The organism is Pseudomaricurvus sp. (assembly GCF_965662505.1).
Classification (GTDB): Bacteria; Pseudomonadota; Gammaproteobacteria; order Pseudomonadales; family Cellvibrionaceae; genus Pseudomaricurvus.
In genome coordinates this window covers 1-16,047 of record NZ_CBFIHX010000085.1, presented here as the reverse complement: position 1 = coordinate 16,047, position 16,047 = coordinate 1, and the positions used below count along the sequence as shown (strand labels likewise).

Genomic DNA, 16,047 nt, shown 5'->3' with positions numbered 1-16,047 from the left:
CTTCGTATAGAGTCAGGACCTTTGTCAGGGTTAAAAGGATTTAACCATGGCGAGACTTCCTCGTATTTATCCTTCCGCCACCCCTAAACATATCATTCAGCGCCATGACAACCGAGAGGTTTGCTTTTCTCAAGAGCAGCATAAGCTTTCTCTCGCCCAATTTTCCACGTGTCCCATAGAGAGTGATAAAACCAGCAGACATAGAAATCTCCACTACACTCGCTTTACGCAATACGCAATACGCAATACGCAATACGAAATGCAAAAGGAGTGTCCACATGAAAATACTGCTTGTACTGACATCCCATAACCAACTGGGCGACACCGGTCAGAAAACCGGGTTTTGGCTGGAAGAGTTTGCTGCGCCTTACTATGTGTTCAAGGATGCAAATGCAGACGTCACGCTGGCCTCGCCGAATGGCGGTCAGCCGCCGCTGGATCCTAAAAGTGATGAGCCGGATTCCCAGACAGAAGCCACTGAGCGTTTCAAGAAAGACAGTGATGCTCAATCTGCACTGGACAATACGTTGAAGCTGTCGGATATCTCACCGGATGATTACGATGCCGTGTTTTATCCCGGTGGACACGGCCCCTTGTGGGATTTGGCAGAAGATCAGCACTCTATCGCCTTGATTGAAACCCTGTATGCCTCAGGCAAACCGGTTTCAGCCGTGTGTCACGCACCTGCGGTATTTCGTCACACGAAGGCCGATGATGGCACGCCATTAGTGAAAGGCAAGTCAGTGACAGGATTCAGTAATTCGGAAGAAGAGGCGGTTCAGCTTTCCTCCATTGTTCCTTTTCTGTTGGAAGACGAGTTAAAAGCGAAAGGGGGCAACTACTCCAAGGGCGACGACTGGCAGCCATATGTGATTACGGACGGCAACTTGATCACTGGTCAAAATCCGGCATCGTCTGAGGCCGTGGCAAAAGCTCTATTGGAAAAACTAAAACGGTAAACAGCAACCTGTTGAGATCGAGTATAATGCGCTTTTCAACATGACCGGTTTGGCGTTATGGCTTCGTCTTATTCTTCTGATCCCGCTTATCTGGCGCTCAAGCAAGCGATGGATGCGTATTATCCCTTAAGCGATGATACCTGGTCAGCGTTGTGCTCTATTGTCAGTCAACGCTCTCTGGCGAAAGGCGAGTCGTTATACGCTGCCGGTGAGGTTCCTCAACGTTTTGCTTTTGTGTATCAGGGGCTTTTTCGAATATTCATCAACCGGGAAGACGGGCAAGAATACAACAAGATGTTTTTTGAGGAGGGGCAGTTCCCGGGTTCGACGGCTGCGTTACTCACCAGCACTCCCTCGGCTTTTACTGTTCAGGCTTTAGAGCCCTCCATTGTCCTGGAAATTGCCCATCAGCCCTATCGTCAGTTGTTGCACACTCAACACGATCTGGCTCTGTTCTGGATTCACTATTTAGAGGCCAATTGGCTGTTGGCCAAAGAGCCTAGAGAAGTAGCGCTGGTGCAAGAAGATGCAACCCAGCGCTATCACCGTTTTGCTGAAGAGAATCCCAGTTTAACCCGACGCTTGCCGCAGTATCTGATCGCCTCTCATCTGGGGATAACGCCTACGCAATTAAGCAGAATTAAAAAAGTCCTAAAAAATCAACCTATGTAAATGACCCCTCCATGGGCTCTGGCTAGTATGCCGTTTAAGGCTTAAGCGAAGCGATCTTTTACACAGGTGAGGTAATTTTTATGGATCTTTTACAGGCTCTCAATTGGCGTTATGCCGTTAAACAATTCAGTGATCAATCTCTGGACTCAGAGCGTTTGGACGTACTGTTGGAGGCTGCACGCTTGTCACCATCGGCCTATGGTTTACAACCGTATCGTTTATTCGTGGTGACCGACAAGGCTCTTCGGACTAAGTTACCGCAATACTCTTATGATCAGAACAAAGTGTCTGACAGCTCCCATCTGGTGGTTTTTACGGCACGGCGGGATATCAACAGCGAATTTATCAGGGAACATGTACAGCAGCTTGCTTCAGCACGGCAGCTGGATGTTAACGCACAAGCGGAGCGTCAGAGGTTCTATCAGGAAATGCTGGTGGATTCACTGACCGTTGATGAACGAGCTCTGTGGTCGAAAGAGCAAACCTATTTGGCGTTGGGTAATTTTCTAACCTCAGCGGCATTGCTGGAAATCGACGCTTGCCCGATGACAGGCATCCAGACAGAACACTATGATCGACTTTTGGGGCTGGACTCTCAAGGGCTCACGACCGTGGCGGTTTGTGCGCTTGGGCAACGAAGCTCAGAGGATACTTACTCGTCTAAAGCCAAGGTCCGGTTGCCCATAGATCAATTGGTTGAATGGGTGGAAGGGTGAACCTGTCAGGTATGTTGGCGCTTCTGGCGGGAGTAGCCATCGCGACGCAGGCAAGTATGAATGCCCGTTTGGGTGTACTGCTTCACCATGCCCTTTGGGGAACCGCGGTTGCTTTTGCCGTTGGCTGCTTTATGACGCTTATGCTCAGCCTGGTGGTTGCCCGACAATTACCGAGCCTGAGTGAAGTGCAGTCTGTACCCCTGTACTTGTGGTTTTCTGGCGGAGTACTGGCCGCAGTGGGTGTTGGCCTTTTGTATTTTCTAATACCCAGGGCCGGTGTTGGAACGGTGATGAGTTACGCGTTAGCCGGACAGCTACTGATATCCGTGGTATCCAGTCACTATGGCTGGTTTCATCAATTAGGACAGTCATCAATTAAAAAAATCCCGTAGTTACCCGTATTCAAAACTCAAGTTTTTACAATTTATTAAGAAGGCGACGGGCAGTTGAATTTCAGAAGAAAATAACGCCAAAACCCCATATTGCAGGCGTGACAGTACCAATAAGATAAATTGTTGGGAAAAGAGCAGTTTTGTTTAAGCGGCTTTTCGAAATCGTCGGTGCACGATCTTTTCAAAGTGTTGGCTGTCGATCAGCCACTGTTCTGGCGGGATGTTTAGACGAATTAAAATGGGCGGCAGTTTTGACGGGATTGCACCGCGCTTGTTGTCACGAATCGCACGACCGCTCCAATCTACCAATTGCAGATAGTCACTGAATGAGTAGGCGATCCCGTTTTGTTCAGTGGCTTTGAGAGCATCATCGAACGGCAGCAGGGGTTTGACAGGCATCTCAAAGCCACTGGCTAAATTCTGGTGTTTGATGGCGTCGGCCAGGTTGAGCTTGGGTTGAATACGTTCTTGAATGCTGGTGTATTCTGAAGTTTCAGGTGTTTTGGCTATGCCAGCGCGGATCGGGTTGAGATCTACATAGGCCATACAAGCCAGCAGTGCTTCTTCGGTGAGTAACGCTTGAGACTTAAATCGGGACTCCCAAAAGTGACCCGTGCAGTTGTCTTCGACATTGGCCATGCGTGCTATAGGTTCATTCAGGCACTTCATGAACCAGCTTAGATCCTGTAATCGCTTTCGCCAGACGGCAATGATCTGTGAGACGGAGTCTTTCTCAGCTTGACCTAGCGCCTCACCGTTGCGAAAGCGTTGAACGAGAATAGGCCCCTTATACAAAGTCAGCCAACGATCCATAATCTCTTGATCGGACCAGTCATCTGAAGAGTTGAGTTTGACAACCAGGTGGTAATGATTGCTCATCACGGCATAGGCGCAAATATCGATGGCAAACAGAGAGCTCAGAAGCCGGATACGATTTTCTATCCACTGTCGACGATGTTCGTAGCTCTGGGCTGTCACGGCGTCGGTACCACAGAGAAACGCGCGTCTTACACAGCGTGAAACGCAATGGTAGAAGGGCGTGTCGGAGGGTGAAATCAGTTGCTTTCGAGGTTGAGTCATCAGGGGCGCAATCAAGATTCGTTAATGTGACGGAGATGAGACTAAAAAGTCAGTCAGTCTTCAACCCCAACAAGCTGGGAAAGCTTGCTTTTTTGCATGGGTTTTCAAAAGGTCTCATGCTAAAGTCTTGGATTAGGGTTATAGATGAGTGCCTGTCCTTGCTCGCTTTTCCTTGCTCGCTTTTCTGGCAAATGACGTAACACCCCATCTCAGAAGCCTGCTGGTCGGGGGACAGATTGCACAGTATGATTGTTGCCCCCGTACTGCGTCAGGATACCGCCAACATGTCAGCTTTATTCGAAGAAATTGATCATCAAGATTCCCCTTTGGGAGCGATATCCCTGCGTAGACGACGTATCCCCGTGTTTGGCGATCGCGACATCTATGAAGTGAAGCTGGGGGACGAGTTTTTAATGTCGAGTATGTTTGTCGAGGCCGAAGAGGCCTTGTCGACACTGGGTCTGGCTGCCGTGGAGGGCGATCAGCTCAAGGTTGTTGTGGGTGGCTTGGGGCTGGGTTACACCGCCGTGGCGGCACTGCAGGACGAGAGAGTGGCCGAGTTGCTGGTAGTGGATGCCCTGGACACGGTGATTGGCTGGCATAAAGATGAGCGCGTTCCGCTGGGGAAAATCCTCAATGCCGATCCACGTAATTGCTATGTCCACGGCAGTTTTTTTGATCTGGCCACAGACCCGGATACGGGCTTTGACCCACAGGTCGCAGGTCAACAGTTTGATGCCATCCTTTTGGATATCGATCATTCTCCCACCGAATTCCTGAATGCAGCCAACGCCGGCTTTTACACCACTGAAAACCTGGCGCTTATGGCGCAGCAACTAAAGCCAAAGGGGGTTTTTGCCATGTGGTCGCAAAACCTGCCGGAAGAACGATTTGAAGCCCTGTTGAAAACCGTGTTTTCGAGTGTCGAGTCGCACGTGGTGGCTTTTTATAACCCGTTTCAGAACAGGGAATCCACCAACTCGGTGTATGTTTGTGTGACGGGGGAGGCTTAGCCAGACATGTTGCCCAACCATATGTCGAAACAAACATAAGGACAGGCACCAACTAATAATAATCACTCCAATGACTCTTCAACAGCTAAGTCTTCAATAATTTCAGAGTGGTCGAAAGATCCATTAATAATCGGCGGAAGTTTTGACAGGATCGTACCAGTGGAAATGGTGACATGCGTATAAGCAAGCAGTCTTTAGTGTTGTTATTCTTTGTGTCAATCACAGGGGTGTCAAGCTACCTTGTGATGCAGGATGGTCAAGTAAGTACGGGAGAGATTTTGTTTTTCGCCTTAATTGGGGCGTCGACTCTATACATGGCGATAAAGAATAATGGCCGTAAAGAAAGCCGATTATGTTTTGGTTTAAATGTAGCGCTTGGGGCTATCGTTTTTATTCCCGCGTCACTGCTCTTGTTACTGATTCTACTATGGGGAGCTATGCAGTCGGCGGGAGGGGCTTGGCATTTATGATCCGGGCACCTATGATCTGAGTAGCTTTAATCCGGCAGAATTCAATGCATCGCAAGTGGCTGTTGCCGGACGCAACCCTGAACCTATACCACTGTCATTGACTGTAATTCATTATGACTTTGGGATACGCATAGCTAGTCTCGCTGTACTCGCTATTTTGGCCCATGTATTAGCGCTCTTAAATTGGTAGTTATGTCTAGATCGAGAAAGGAGTCTTTGTGAGAAAAATAATTATTTTTGGAAATTCTGGCTCCGGGAAGTCTACGTTAGCACTAAAACTTAAGGGCGAAGGTCTAGCTCATCTCGATTTAGATACTCTCGCGTGGCTTCCTTCGAATCCACCAGAGCGGCGGCCGATAGATCTCGCGTTTGAGCAGATTAAAGCTTTCATTAACGACAATAATGAGTGGGTTGTCGAAGGTTGCTATGCGGACTTGCTTGAGCTTGTAAAGCCGTTCGCAAACGAAGCGATTTTTATGAATCTACCTGTCCAGCTGTGCCAGCAAAATGCTAGAAACAGACCCTGGGAACCTCATAAATACCCATCTAAAAAAGAGCAGGATGGTAAGTTGCCTATGCTACTCGACTGGATTGCAGGTTATATGGAACGTGATGATGCTCTCTCATACCGTGCGCATAGTGTTCTTTTCCAAGGCTTTCAAGGTAAGAAGACTGAGCTTACTGAAAATGTAAAATGACATAACAAGTGACTATGTGGGCAATCTTAAACATCAAGAGGAAAAGTCGGTGTCAGAGCAATATTTTTCAAATGAAGTACAGATTGTTAGTGATCCAGGCTCTGTATTTGAGTATGTCACTAATCCAAATAAGTGGTATGAGTGGTATCCGTCATCCCTGCGTTCTGATAAAGAGTATAGGGCAAGTGAGGTAGGGCAGAAATTTGAAATATTCACTGTCCAGAAGCCAATCAAATTATTGCCCGTTACGGTTAAAAAGGCACTAAATTATACCGTGTCTAAGTCGGACTATGGGAAAACATGGGAAATCACTGCTACTTCGGATCTTGTGGAGTCAACGACGACTTATACTCTTACGCCAACAAAGGCAGGCACTTTGTTCAAGCGCGAATTCAGATACACGACTAAGTCGTGGCTGAAAATAATTGAGCCAGTGTTATTGCGTAAGAGCATTATTTCGCAAGCCCGCCTGGGGCTTAATAATCTTAAGAAAAGGGTGGAGCTCGAAACTGCGTAACCCCCTAAGTGAGCTAGCCCACGCCAATAATGGCCTTTCTTGCCAGCATGGCGCGATAATCCATAGCAAACGTCTCGTACGGTCAGTGCAGATTCCGCTTTCTTGATCCAAAATACTAGGGATTAGAATAACGACTAGTTCACTCGATTGAGACGGAAGCTATCCATGCGTACATATCTGTTGGCCCTTTTGGTCAATGTGGCTCTATTCTCCCAGGCTCTCCAAGCTGGCGATTTACACTTTACTGATGCAGAGGGCAAACCCTTGGCCCAGGTGATGGTGACTCGCACCCCGACCCAGGTGCCGGCCGCTGACCTGTCTGATGATGGTTATGCACCCCACGGGGTTACCAATCGATCTGCCACTACCCTGACTCGTTTCAGTGATGCCGAGGGGCGTGTCAGCTTTAATCACGAGGCGGGGCAGTACACTTACCGCGCCCGCGCCCAGGGTTATCGCGACGTTTACTTTGACACTCCCGAGGGGGCTAAAACGCTGCAGCCTTTGTCTCACGAGCAGTATATTGCCAGTTATCCTTCCAACGTCTGGTTGTCGCAGTTGCAGTTTGGTGGTGATGAGACGCTAAAAAAATCTTTTCAGCTTAACTGTGCCTTCTGTCACCAGCAGGCATCGCCCTTTATGCGCAACGAGCGCACGCCTGAGCAGTGGGTCAGCGTGATAGAGCGTATGAATACTTACGGTGCTCGCCTGCCCGACGATGAACATCAGCGCGTGGCGGAGTTGCTGCAAAAAGAATATCGCCAGCTGCGTGAAAATCCGGAGCAGGTGCCGGAGCCGCGTCAATGGGAGGAGCATCTTTCCGAGATTCAAATGACCGAATGGCCCATTGGCGATGCCTTTTCACAAATGCACGATTTTCTGCTGCACCCCAATGGTCTTGTCTATGTGGGGGATAATCTGTTTGACCGCATTTATGAGGTCGATCCGGACACGGGCGAATATACGGTTTACAAAGTTCCGCACGACGAAGACGCCAAGCTGGGTGGTATTCTCGGCAATCGCTTTGAGGTGTTCCCAAAAATGCACAACTACATGGGAGTGCATTCGTTTGCCTATTCTAAAAAGGACGGCAATATCTTTATTACGCCATCCATGCAGCAGGCTTTGCTGGAATTCGACATCAGCAAGAAAGAGTTCATTATTCACGACATGCCCGACGGCTATTACCCCCACACCATTCGTACCGACGACAACGACGATGTGTGGTTTACCATGGCGCTGTCCTCTCAGGTGGCGCGTTTTGATCGCAGCACGAGTGAATTCAAGCTCTATGACCTGCCCGCGCGCAGTATCAAAGAATGGCTCATATTAAAGGCCCTGCCATTTATCTTCAGCATGGACCCTGAAAATCGTCCAACCCCTTCACCGGATAATGAATCCTCCGGATTGCCTATGCCCTAAGGTATCGATGTGGCGCCGGACGGTGGTGTTTGGGTAGCGCGTCTTTATGCCAATGATATTGCTCATATCGACCCAGACACTGATGAGATCACGATGATCGACTTTCCTTACAATGGGCCGCGCCGGTTGCGCGCCGATGCCGAAGGCAATGTCTGGATAGTCGCCTTTCAGGATTCCCTGTTGGTGAAATACGATCCGGTGACGAAGAAATTTACTGACTATGAGCTGCCGGTGGTGAATGAACTGCCTTACGCTCTAAACGTCGACCGCGATCGTGGGACTGTGTGGGTGAATGGCAATCAATCGGATACCATTCTGAGTTTTGATATCAATACGGAGAGCTGGAAAGTCTACCCTATGCCTCGTCAGCGCTTCTTCACACGCGATATTGAGATCTCCGAAGAAGACGGTGCGATTTACACCAGTAACTCTCACTTCCCGACCTGGCAGACAGAAGGGGCTACACCGACTCTGCTCAGAATTACTCCGCTGCCATGATTGTTCGTAGATTTTTTTCGATACCTTGCATCGCCGCGCTATTTTGCGCGGCCGCGACCGCCAGCATGGCCGAGTCCAGTCAGGGACGTGCCTCTCACTGGCAATACTATGGCGGTGATGCGGGCGGCAAACACTACTCCGATGTGGATCAGATTAATCGCAAGAATGTCGATCAGCTGGAGGTGGCCTGGCAGTTCCGCAGTGGCGATATGGAAGAGCACGGCGACTTGATGTCGCAGACGTCTGCGCAGTCCACACCGTTGTTGTTGCCTGAAGCCGCTGGGGCATCTCTGGTTTACTGTACGCCTTTTAATCGAGTGATTGCACTGGATCCGGCAACCGGGAAACAGCGCTGGAGCCGGGATCCCAATATCGACAAGCGCGGTGATCGCACCTTTCGCTGTCGCGGCCTGGCCTACTATGAAGAAACACGGGTGCCCGAGGGTGAGAAATGTCGCCACCGGGTATTCACCAGCACCCATGATCGCCGCCTGTTGGCATTGGATGCTGTCGATGGCAAGCCCTGTTCCGGTTTTGGCAACGAAGGAGAGGTAAAACTAGCTGGCTCAAGCGAGCCCGGACACGTGTCCAATTCATCGGCGCCAGTCGCGGCCAATGGAGTCGTGGTCACCGGCTCCACGATTATTGATTTCGTCTACAGCAAAACCCCGCGGGGGAAGGTGTTGGCGTTCGACACTCTGGACGGATCACCGCTGTGGCAGTGGGACCCGCTTGAGGGTCACCCGGACAGCGGCAGTGCCAATGTCTGGGCGCCGATTTCGGTGGATGAGGAGAACGATCTGGTGTTCCTGCCCACCAGCGCGCCATCGGCGGACTATTACGGCGCGGAGCGCAAGGGCGATAACAGTCATGCCAATAGCGTGGTGGCGTTAAATCTGAGCAGTGGCGAGTTGGTTTGGTCGTTTCAGCACGTGCGTCATGATCTTTGGGATTACGACACCCCGTCACAACCCATCCTGTTTGAATGGAAAAAAGATGGCAAAACGATTCCCGCGCTGGCGCAATTGACCAAGCAGAGTTATGTGTTTGTGCTGAATCGACTGACCGGCGAGTCGCTTTGGGAAATTACGGAGCACCCGGTGCCGCCGTCACAAATTCCCGGTGAGCAAGCCGCAGCGACACAGCCAAAACCCATCGCGCCACCGCAATTGATCGATCCATTTTTGATGCCACAGCAGGCCTGGGGTTTGACCTTCTGGGATCGCGGTCATTGCCAAAAGCAGCTGGCGGAGCTGAACAGTCTAGGCGTCTTTACACCACTCAGTGAGAAGCTGACGCTGCTCTTCCCCGGCAGTCTGGGCGGCCCCAATTGGGGGGGCGGAGCCCTGCTGGCCGATCAGGATACGTTGCTGGTGAATGTCAACAATATGCCGTTTACAGCGCGTTTGATTGCCTCGGACAATACGGAAAAGGGGAGTGAAAGGGATCACCCAACGGCCGGTCAGCGCATGCGTGTAAAAATGCACGACACCCCCTACGACGTCGAAATGGGAGTCCTGTCATCTCCATTGGGTATCCCGTGCAACCCGCCGCCCTGGGGTAAGTTGGTCGCAGTAAGCTTGAGTGGTGGCACCATTCTCTGGGAAAAACCGCTGGGTTCCGTGCACGAGATGGGACCGTTAACCGCACCATTTCACATTGACTGGGGCACGCCGAATCTGGGTGGTGGCATAGCCACCGCTGGCGGTCTGTTTTTTATTGGTGCGACCATGGATCGTCAGATTCGCGCTTTTGATGTCAAAACCGGTGAGGTCTTGTGGCGTTACACCTTACCCGTGGATGCGACAGCAACTCCCATGACCTATATCCATAAAGGCAGACAATATGTGGTGATCAATGTGGGCGGTCATGCCATGTTTGATCGTGAGCACAGCGATTACTTAATCGCCTTTTCTCTGCCATTGTGAATTCTCGACTTAATTGTTAAAGCATAATAATCATGAAAGTTTTTAAGTGTCTAATCGTTATTGTCTTACTGTCTCTGTTGAGTGTTGGTGGTTGGCTCGCGCTCCAGGATAAGCCGTTAAAAAAAATTGAAACTCTGGCATTGCAGCATGCCGACACCTTGCATTTGGGTGTTCTGGGGGAGAAATTATTCGACCAGCACTGTGCCGGTTGTCACGACAACCCGCAGATGCACGCGCCCAGTCGAGAGGCTTTGTCCGGCTTTTCGTTGGACACCGTGGCGGTCGCCATGAAGTTCGGCAAGATGCAACCCATGGCCTCGCATCTGAGCGATATTGAACAGGGTTTAATTGCCATCTATCTATCGGGTTCCGAATCTGCCGAGTTTGACTGGATGGATGCCAATGCCTGCGCGCACCCGGATAAAGTGAGCGGTCAGAGTTTTGTGAGCGATTGGGGGTTGGGTGAAGGCAATCGTCGCTATCAGCCACCCGCACAAACCAATATCAATCGAGACAATGTGGGCACGCTGGAATTAGCCTGGGCACTGGCTTTCCCTAAAGTCACCGATATGCGTTCACAACCGGTGGTGCTCGGTGACACCTTGTACTTTGGTGACAAGAGCGGTCGTCTTTACGCCATCGATCGCCAACAGGGTTGCGTGCATCGCTACACTAAAGTTGCCAGTGGAATACGCTCTGCCATAACTCTGGCCAAGAGCGCTGCCGGCGAACCGGTGTTGGTGTTCGCTGACTCCATGGCCATGGTGTACGCAGTGAACCCCAAAACCTTTGATATTATCTGGCGCTCTGATGTGCGCCTGTTCAGTACCACGACGATTACCGGTTCCATAAGCTTTCACGACAACCGATTGTTTGTACCTATCTCTTCCTACGAGGTTGCGGCCGCGGGTAATCCTCAACACGTTTGCTGCAAGTCACACGGCGGAGTTGTTGCACTGGATATGGCCGACGGTGAGCGGCTTTGGGAGTGGCACGCCACCGATGACGCTACCCAACAAGGGGTTACGGCCGATGGTAAACCCCTGTTTGGTCCGTCCGGTGTTTCCGTATGGAGTACGCCAACCATCGATGCCCAGCGCAATCGTCTTTACGTGGGCACGGGTGAAAATCTGTCCCACCCAGCTACCGAGACATCCGATGCGGTGGTGGCACTTGATCTCGACAGTGGCAAAGAGCTGTGGAGTTTTCAGGCCACGGCAGACGACGTTTGGAATGCCGCTTGTTTAAACGGGGGCAGTAACTGTCCGGAAAATGCCGGAGGGGATTTTGATATCGGTGCTTCTGTCATCCACGCAAAATTGCAGGATGGCGAAGAGCTATTGCTGGTTGGACAAAAATCCGGCGACGCCATGGCATTGGATATGGAAGGCAATTTGCTTTGGAAAGCCCGAGTTAGCAATGCCGCCATCGGCCCCAATCAGCACCAGACCACCACCAACGGTGGTATTCACTGGGGCATGGCATTATCCGGTGAGCACTTGCTGGTACCCGCTGCTGATCCCGAGCGCCGCCGCCAGGAGTATCAACCCCGCCCGGGCATTCACGCGCTGAATATTCGCACAGGTGAGCCGGTCTGGTTTCAAGGCGTTGAACGTGGCTGCTTTTTGGCCGACGAAGACAAGCCTTTAGTCGGTTTGCAAAACATGCGTGTCGGGAAAAGCCGGCCTTTGAAAGAACAGTACAACTGCTCTTTCTATTACGGTTTATCCGCAGCCGCTACCGCAACTGATGAGGTGGTGTTCAGTGGTGGTCTCAACGGCGTATTGCGCGCGTACGATATCAGCAATGGTGATCATCTCTGGCAAACAGCCACCGCCAAACCGTTTACCACGGTGAACGGTGTCAAAGGACACGGTGGTGCCATCGATGTGGACGGCCAGATACTGGCCGGCGACTGGCTCTATGTACAATCGGGTTACGCCATGTTCGGGCAGTTGCCAGGCAATGTGCTATTGGGCTATCGTCTGAAAGACAAGCCAGCGGATCATCAAGCAGAATCCACAAACACAACAATAAAATAGAAGAAGTCGTGTCTTATGAAAAAATGGGTAGTTGCTGTCATCGTATTGATTGCACTGATGTGCGGAGCGTTTTGGGGGATGGCGGACAAAGACCTGCGTCGACTGGTGCTGAATATGCCCACTGATATTAATGTCCTTTTCTGGGATACCGCGCAACGGGATGCGGTGTTCCGCACTATGGACTGGGTGCCCCTGCTGTCAAAGTCTCGAATCATCGAGGCGGGCGACACCCCCTACCCGTTACCTGAAGGATCGCCGCTCGAGCTGGATACGAACGTCGATGCTTTTATGGAATCCCAACGCGCTGCAGCGTTAATCATTGTTCAGGACGGCAAGGTCCGGCTTGAACGCTATGGGCTGGAGTTTGGTCCGGAAGGGCGCTGGACCAGTTTCTCCGTCGCCAAGTCTTTTACTTCCACATTGGTCGGTGCCGCTCTGAAAGACGGATATATTGACAGCCTTGAAGACAAGGTGTCGGCGTACATTCCGGATCTTAGAGGTTCGGCCTATGACAATGTCACGATCTGGCAGTTGCTGACCATGACGTCCGGTGTGGCATGGAATGAAGACTACGCGGACCCGCAGTCCGACGTTGCCCTGTTTAACGCTCACAAGGCAGACTCTGGAGTGGATGTTACCGTGAGTTATATGCGCCAACTGAAGGCAGAAGCGTCGCCCGGTGCGAAATGGGTTTATAAAACCGGTGAAACCAATCTGATTGGCGTGCTGGTCAGTTCTGCCACTGGTAAGCCCCTGGCTGATTATCTGTCGGAGAAGGTCTGGAAGCCGTTTGGTATGGAGCAGGATGCCAGTTGGTTATTGGGGTCCACAGGTCATGAAGTCAGTGGTTGTTGCGTGCAGGCATCCACCCGCGATTTTGCCCGCTTTGGCCTGTTCCTTCTGGGCGGCGGAATGATCGATGGCGAATCGGTATTGCCCGACGGGTGGATTTCACAGGCAACAAGCAAGCAGGTTGATATTGACAAGCCAGGGCAAGGTTACGGCTATCAGTGGTGGACGCTGGATGATGGTGCGTTTATGGCCAAGGGTATCTTTGGACAGGCGATTTTTATCGATCCGAAGCGGAACCTGGTCATCGCCTCTAACGGCAACTGGCCGCAGGCCTCTGATCGACAGGGCGCTACCCACGGGGAAGAGCGTTTGGCTTTTTTCCGGCAGGTTCAGCAGGCGGTGGACCGAGAGTCAGAACCATAGACGACTGCGCCGATTTGTTCTGACCTCACTTGTTATCGGAGGGACACCGACAATCATTTGCGCGTGATGAGAGCCATAACACGCTTTTTCATGCAGTCGCCGATGTCGCTAGTTTAGGAGAAGTTTACACAGCGACCTCGGTATTATTTGGGTGGGCCAGGAAAGAACATGTTAGTGCTCTCTTGATACGCCTTATATTCTGGACGTTTTTTAACAGAGTAATATTCCGCAGGGATTGCGCCTGTGTAGTATACCAGCGTCACATACATGATTCTGGAAGCAAACAATAAACCTACCCCCAGTAAGATCCATACTACTACGGCCTCATTATTATAAAGCGCTAACCAGGAGGGGATGGAAGCAATGACCAACGCGTTCCATACCATCCATTCGGCGAAGTAGTTTGGATGTCGGCTGTACTTCCAAAGTCCCACATTGCACACCTTGTTGGATTCTCCAGACGCTTTCATCTTCCGAATGAATGAGTGTTTTTGTCGATCAGAAATGGATTCTATGACGAAAGCTATTATCCATAACGACAGACCGATTACTTCAAAAATAGAAATGTTAGCTTGCGGATTAGAAGCGATGATCAGTGCAGGTAGGGCGAGAAACGAAATATTCGCCATGCCTTGTGAGATGACTTCGACTTGTTTCACTAAAGATGCTTTGCTCTTGCCGGTTTTTTCCCAACGACGCCGTTGGTAGGCATAGCGTGGAAGCTCGGTTTTTAATTCGCCAGATACCCACATTCTCAAGGCATCAATACCCATTCTGCCACCGGCGAACAGGTAGGCAATACTGACCATGGTGACCCGCGTTGGATCCCCCTCTCCGTAAAAATAAACAACCACCCCGATTACCGCTAAACCCCATGGCCATCCAATGTCGACATATGACATACGCCCTGTCAGCCAGGTCGGGAGGCACACTACAAGAGCAAATAGAATGCATTGCAGTATCGCGTTAATGAGGCTGATCTCGCTCAGGGTGTTGGACAGGAGCAATACAATGAATCCCAAAACCAGCGGGATGAGTGAAGAGAAGTATTTCATAGAAAAACCTTACTACTTAGGTGGTTATCGTAGGCGTTGTGGTGAAGGGCAAATAATTTGAATGAGAGCCAGAGCGGTTCTCAATATTTACGGTGCCTAACGAGAAGCACACTCACTGACTGGCGGATAGAGCAGGTCGAGAATGACAGAAATACTTTGTCTGACTGGCCGAATAGACCCTTCGATCTTCATTCGAAGAAGAGCGCCTTCCCACACATTCCAGGTCATTTCAGAGAGTAAGGTGGCATTAATATCAGCTCTTACTGCATGCGAGGCTTGTGCCTGGGTGATTAAACCTGCAAGGCGGTCTCGCCAGGCAGCTTGAGCCTTGAGAAGTTCAATTCGACAGGCTTCGCTGGACTGGGCAATTTCAGCGGCAAAATTTCCTATGAGACAACCACAAAGCTGTTTGCTTTTCTCGTGATAGGCGATCATCTGATCAAAAACGTGATGAATTTTTTCCAGAGGCCCTGTGGGGGCAGTGGACATCATCAGTTGCCAGGACTTTTCATTATTGTCGGCATAACGCGCAACTACAGCTGCAGCAAAGGCTTCTTTGCCGGCAAAATGATTATAGAAAGAACCTTTGGGGACACCCGCATGGTCGGTGATTTTTTGAATGCCCGTGGCGTTGTAGCCCTGATTCAAAAACAGGTCTAAACCTGCCCTAATCAGGCTTTCAGGAATCAAGGTTGGGTCGGCTGTTCTGCTCATGCACGCAATAATATGACCGGTCGTCTTGGAAGTCAACTTTAGTGGATGAGTCTTGATATGTGGTTGATTTCAGACTGGGGTAGTAGACAGCGGGACAGCGGGACAGCGAGGACAGGGACAAGGAGGACAGGGACAGGCACCGACGAGCGGAGCGGGCGAGCGGAGCGGGACAGGCACCGACTGAAACCGGCAGGTTTGTACAGATCCATTCGAGTGGAGCCGCTAGCCGGTGCCTCATTTTAAGTGAGATTACTCTTTGGTCAGACCCTCGAAGGTCAGTCGCTTGCCATCGTACTCCACGTAGCCACCGGTTTGCGGTTCACCCGTCGGATCATCATCAAAGATAAGGCGCGCGGGTACGACACCACCGCCACCCAGAGGACCGAAGGTCGCCTTGAGCTTCATCTCGCCCGGTTTTGAACCGGTGAGCGTGACATCCGCGGTGTAAACCGAGTTGCCCCCCAGATTGGCAATCATGACTTCCGAGCCGTTCCACACGGCGCTGGGATCGTCGCTGTAGTCAAAGTATCGTTTCTCGTGAGTGCTCTGAAAACGGTTAGGCTTCATCTGCTTAAACGTCAGGTAGCCAGAGTGTTTACCATAGACAATCACGTCGATGTTGGTCAGCAAAGATTGATATTCAAAAGCCTTGTCGA

At 50.9% G+C, this 16,047-nt stretch carries 16 protein-coding genes; 12 read left to right on the top strand and 4 right to left on the bottom strand.

What is annotated here, in order from left to right; all coding sequences use genetic code 11:
* The first annotated feature begins 278 nt into the window (after positions 1 to 278).
* The 4 genes from ACTG33_RS12020 to ACTG33_RS12005 all read left to right on the top strand — a co-directional run bounded on the left by ACTG33_RS12020 (position 279) and on the right by ACTG33_RS12005 (position 2,739).
* Complete coding sequence (locus tag ACTG33_RS12020) at positions 279 to 959, top strand: type 1 glutamine amidotransferase domain-containing protein (RefSeq protein ID WP_439135462.1); 681 nt, start codon at positions 279 to 281, stop codon at positions 957 to 959.
* Between the two features lie 57 nt (positions 960 to 1,016).
* Complete coding sequence (locus ACTG33_RS12015; protein WP_439135461.1) at positions 1,017 to 1,631, top strand: Crp/Fnr family transcriptional regulator; 615 nt, start codon at positions 1,017 to 1,019, stop codon at positions 1,629 to 1,631.
* 80 nt (positions 1,632 to 1,711) lie between these two features.
* On the top strand, positions 1,712 to 2,347 hold the full coding sequence (locus ACTG33_RS12010; protein ID WP_439135460.1) for an NAD(P)H-dependent oxidoreductase: 636 nt from the start codon (positions 1,712 to 1,714) through the stop codon (positions 2,345 to 2,347).
* On the top strand, positions 2,344 to 2,739 hold the full coding sequence (locus ACTG33_RS12005) for a DMT family transporter (RefSeq protein WP_439135459.1): 396 nt from the start codon (positions 2,344 to 2,346) through the stop codon (positions 2,737 to 2,739). The genes ACTG33_RS12010 and ACTG33_RS12005 overlap by 4 nt, the downstream gene beginning before the upstream one ends.
* A gap of 144 nt (positions 2,740 to 2,883) precedes the next feature.
* Here ACTG33_RS12005 and ACTG33_RS12000 read toward each other — a convergent pair whose 3' ends face one another.
* Complete coding sequence (locus ACTG33_RS12000; protein ID WP_439135458.1) at positions 2,884 to 3,819, bottom strand: transposase; 936 nt, start codon at positions 3,817 to 3,819, stop codon at positions 2,884 to 2,886.
* A 245-nt stretch (positions 3,820 to 4,064) separates the two neighbouring features.
* On the opposite strand from ACTG33_RS12000, the gene ACTG33_RS11995 reads away from it, so the two are divergent.
* The 8 genes from ACTG33_RS11995 to ACTG33_RS11960 all read left to right on the top strand — a co-directional run bounded on the left by ACTG33_RS11995 (position 4,065) and on the right by ACTG33_RS11960 (position 13,622).
* Positions 4,065 to 4,832: a spermidine synthase gene (locus ACTG33_RS11995; RefSeq protein WP_439135457.1), complete on the top strand. Its 768-nt coding sequence runs from the start codon at positions 4,065 to 4,067 to the stop codon at positions 4,830 to 4,832.
* 688 nt (positions 4,833 to 5,520) lie between these two features.
* Positions 5,521 to 6,000: a shikimate kinase gene (locus ACTG33_RS11990; protein WP_439135456.1), complete on the top strand. Its 480-nt coding sequence runs from the start codon at positions 5,521 to 5,523 to the stop codon at positions 5,998 to 6,000.
* A gap of 49 nt (positions 6,001 to 6,049) precedes the next feature.
* Complete coding sequence (locus tag ACTG33_RS11985) at positions 6,050 to 6,517, top strand: SRPBCC family protein (RefSeq protein WP_439135455.1); 468 nt, start codon at positions 6,050 to 6,052, stop codon at positions 6,515 to 6,517.
* 165 nt (positions 6,518 to 6,682) lie between these two features.
* Entirely contained in the window at positions 6,683 to 7,939 is a 1,257-nt protein-coding gene (locus ACTG33_RS11980) for a hypothetical protein (protein WP_439135454.1), read from the top strand.
* Positions 7,940 to 7,948: 9 nt separating this feature from the next.
* Positions 7,949 to 8,437 (top strand): Vgb family protein, encoded by a 489-nt coding sequence (locus ACTG33_RS11975; protein WP_439135453.1) that lies wholly within the window; start codon positions 7,949 to 7,951, stop codon positions 8,435 to 8,437.
* Between the two features lie 65 nt (positions 8,438 to 8,502).
* On the top strand, positions 8,503 to 10,365 hold the full coding sequence (locus tag ACTG33_RS11970) for a pyrroloquinoline quinone-dependent dehydrogenase (protein WP_439135452.1): 1,863 nt from the start codon (positions 8,503 to 8,505) through the stop codon (positions 10,363 to 10,365).
* A 32-nt stretch (positions 10,366 to 10,397) separates the two neighbouring features.
* Positions 10,398 to 12,407 carry an outer membrane protein assembly factor BamB family protein gene (locus ACTG33_RS11965; protein WP_439135451.1) on the top strand — a complete coding sequence of 670 codons (2,010 nt, stop codon included), beginning with the start codon at positions 10,398 to 10,400 and terminating at the stop codon, positions 12,405 to 12,407.
* Positions 12,408 to 12,422: 15 nt separating this feature from the next.
* Positions 12,423 to 13,622, top strand: coding sequence for a serine hydrolase domain-containing protein (locus tag ACTG33_RS11960; protein ID WP_439135450.1), 1,200 nt, complete (start codon positions 12,423 to 12,425; stop codon positions 13,620 to 13,622).
* A gap of 143 nt (positions 13,623 to 13,765) precedes the next feature.
* Here ACTG33_RS11960 and ACTG33_RS11955 read toward each other — a convergent pair whose 3' ends face one another.
* From ACTG33_RS11955 to ACTG33_RS11945, 3 genes are all read right to left on the bottom strand, one after another.
* A complete protein-coding gene (locus ACTG33_RS11955; RefSeq protein ID WP_439135449.1) occupies positions 13,766 to 14,677 on the bottom strand; it encodes a DUF1295 domain-containing protein in 912 nt (303 codons plus the stop codon).
* Between the two features lie 96 nt (positions 14,678 to 14,773).
* Positions 14,774 to 15,367: a TetR family transcriptional regulator C-terminal domain-containing protein gene (locus ACTG33_RS11950; RefSeq protein WP_439135448.1), complete on the bottom strand. Its 594-nt coding sequence runs from the start codon at positions 15,365 to 15,367 to the stop codon at positions 14,774 to 14,776.
* A 273-nt stretch (positions 15,368 to 15,640) separates the two neighbouring features.
* Positions 15,641 to 16,047 (bottom strand): hypothetical protein (locus tag ACTG33_RS11945; RefSeq protein ID WP_439135447.1); only part of this gene is annotated, 407 nt, incomplete at its 5' end.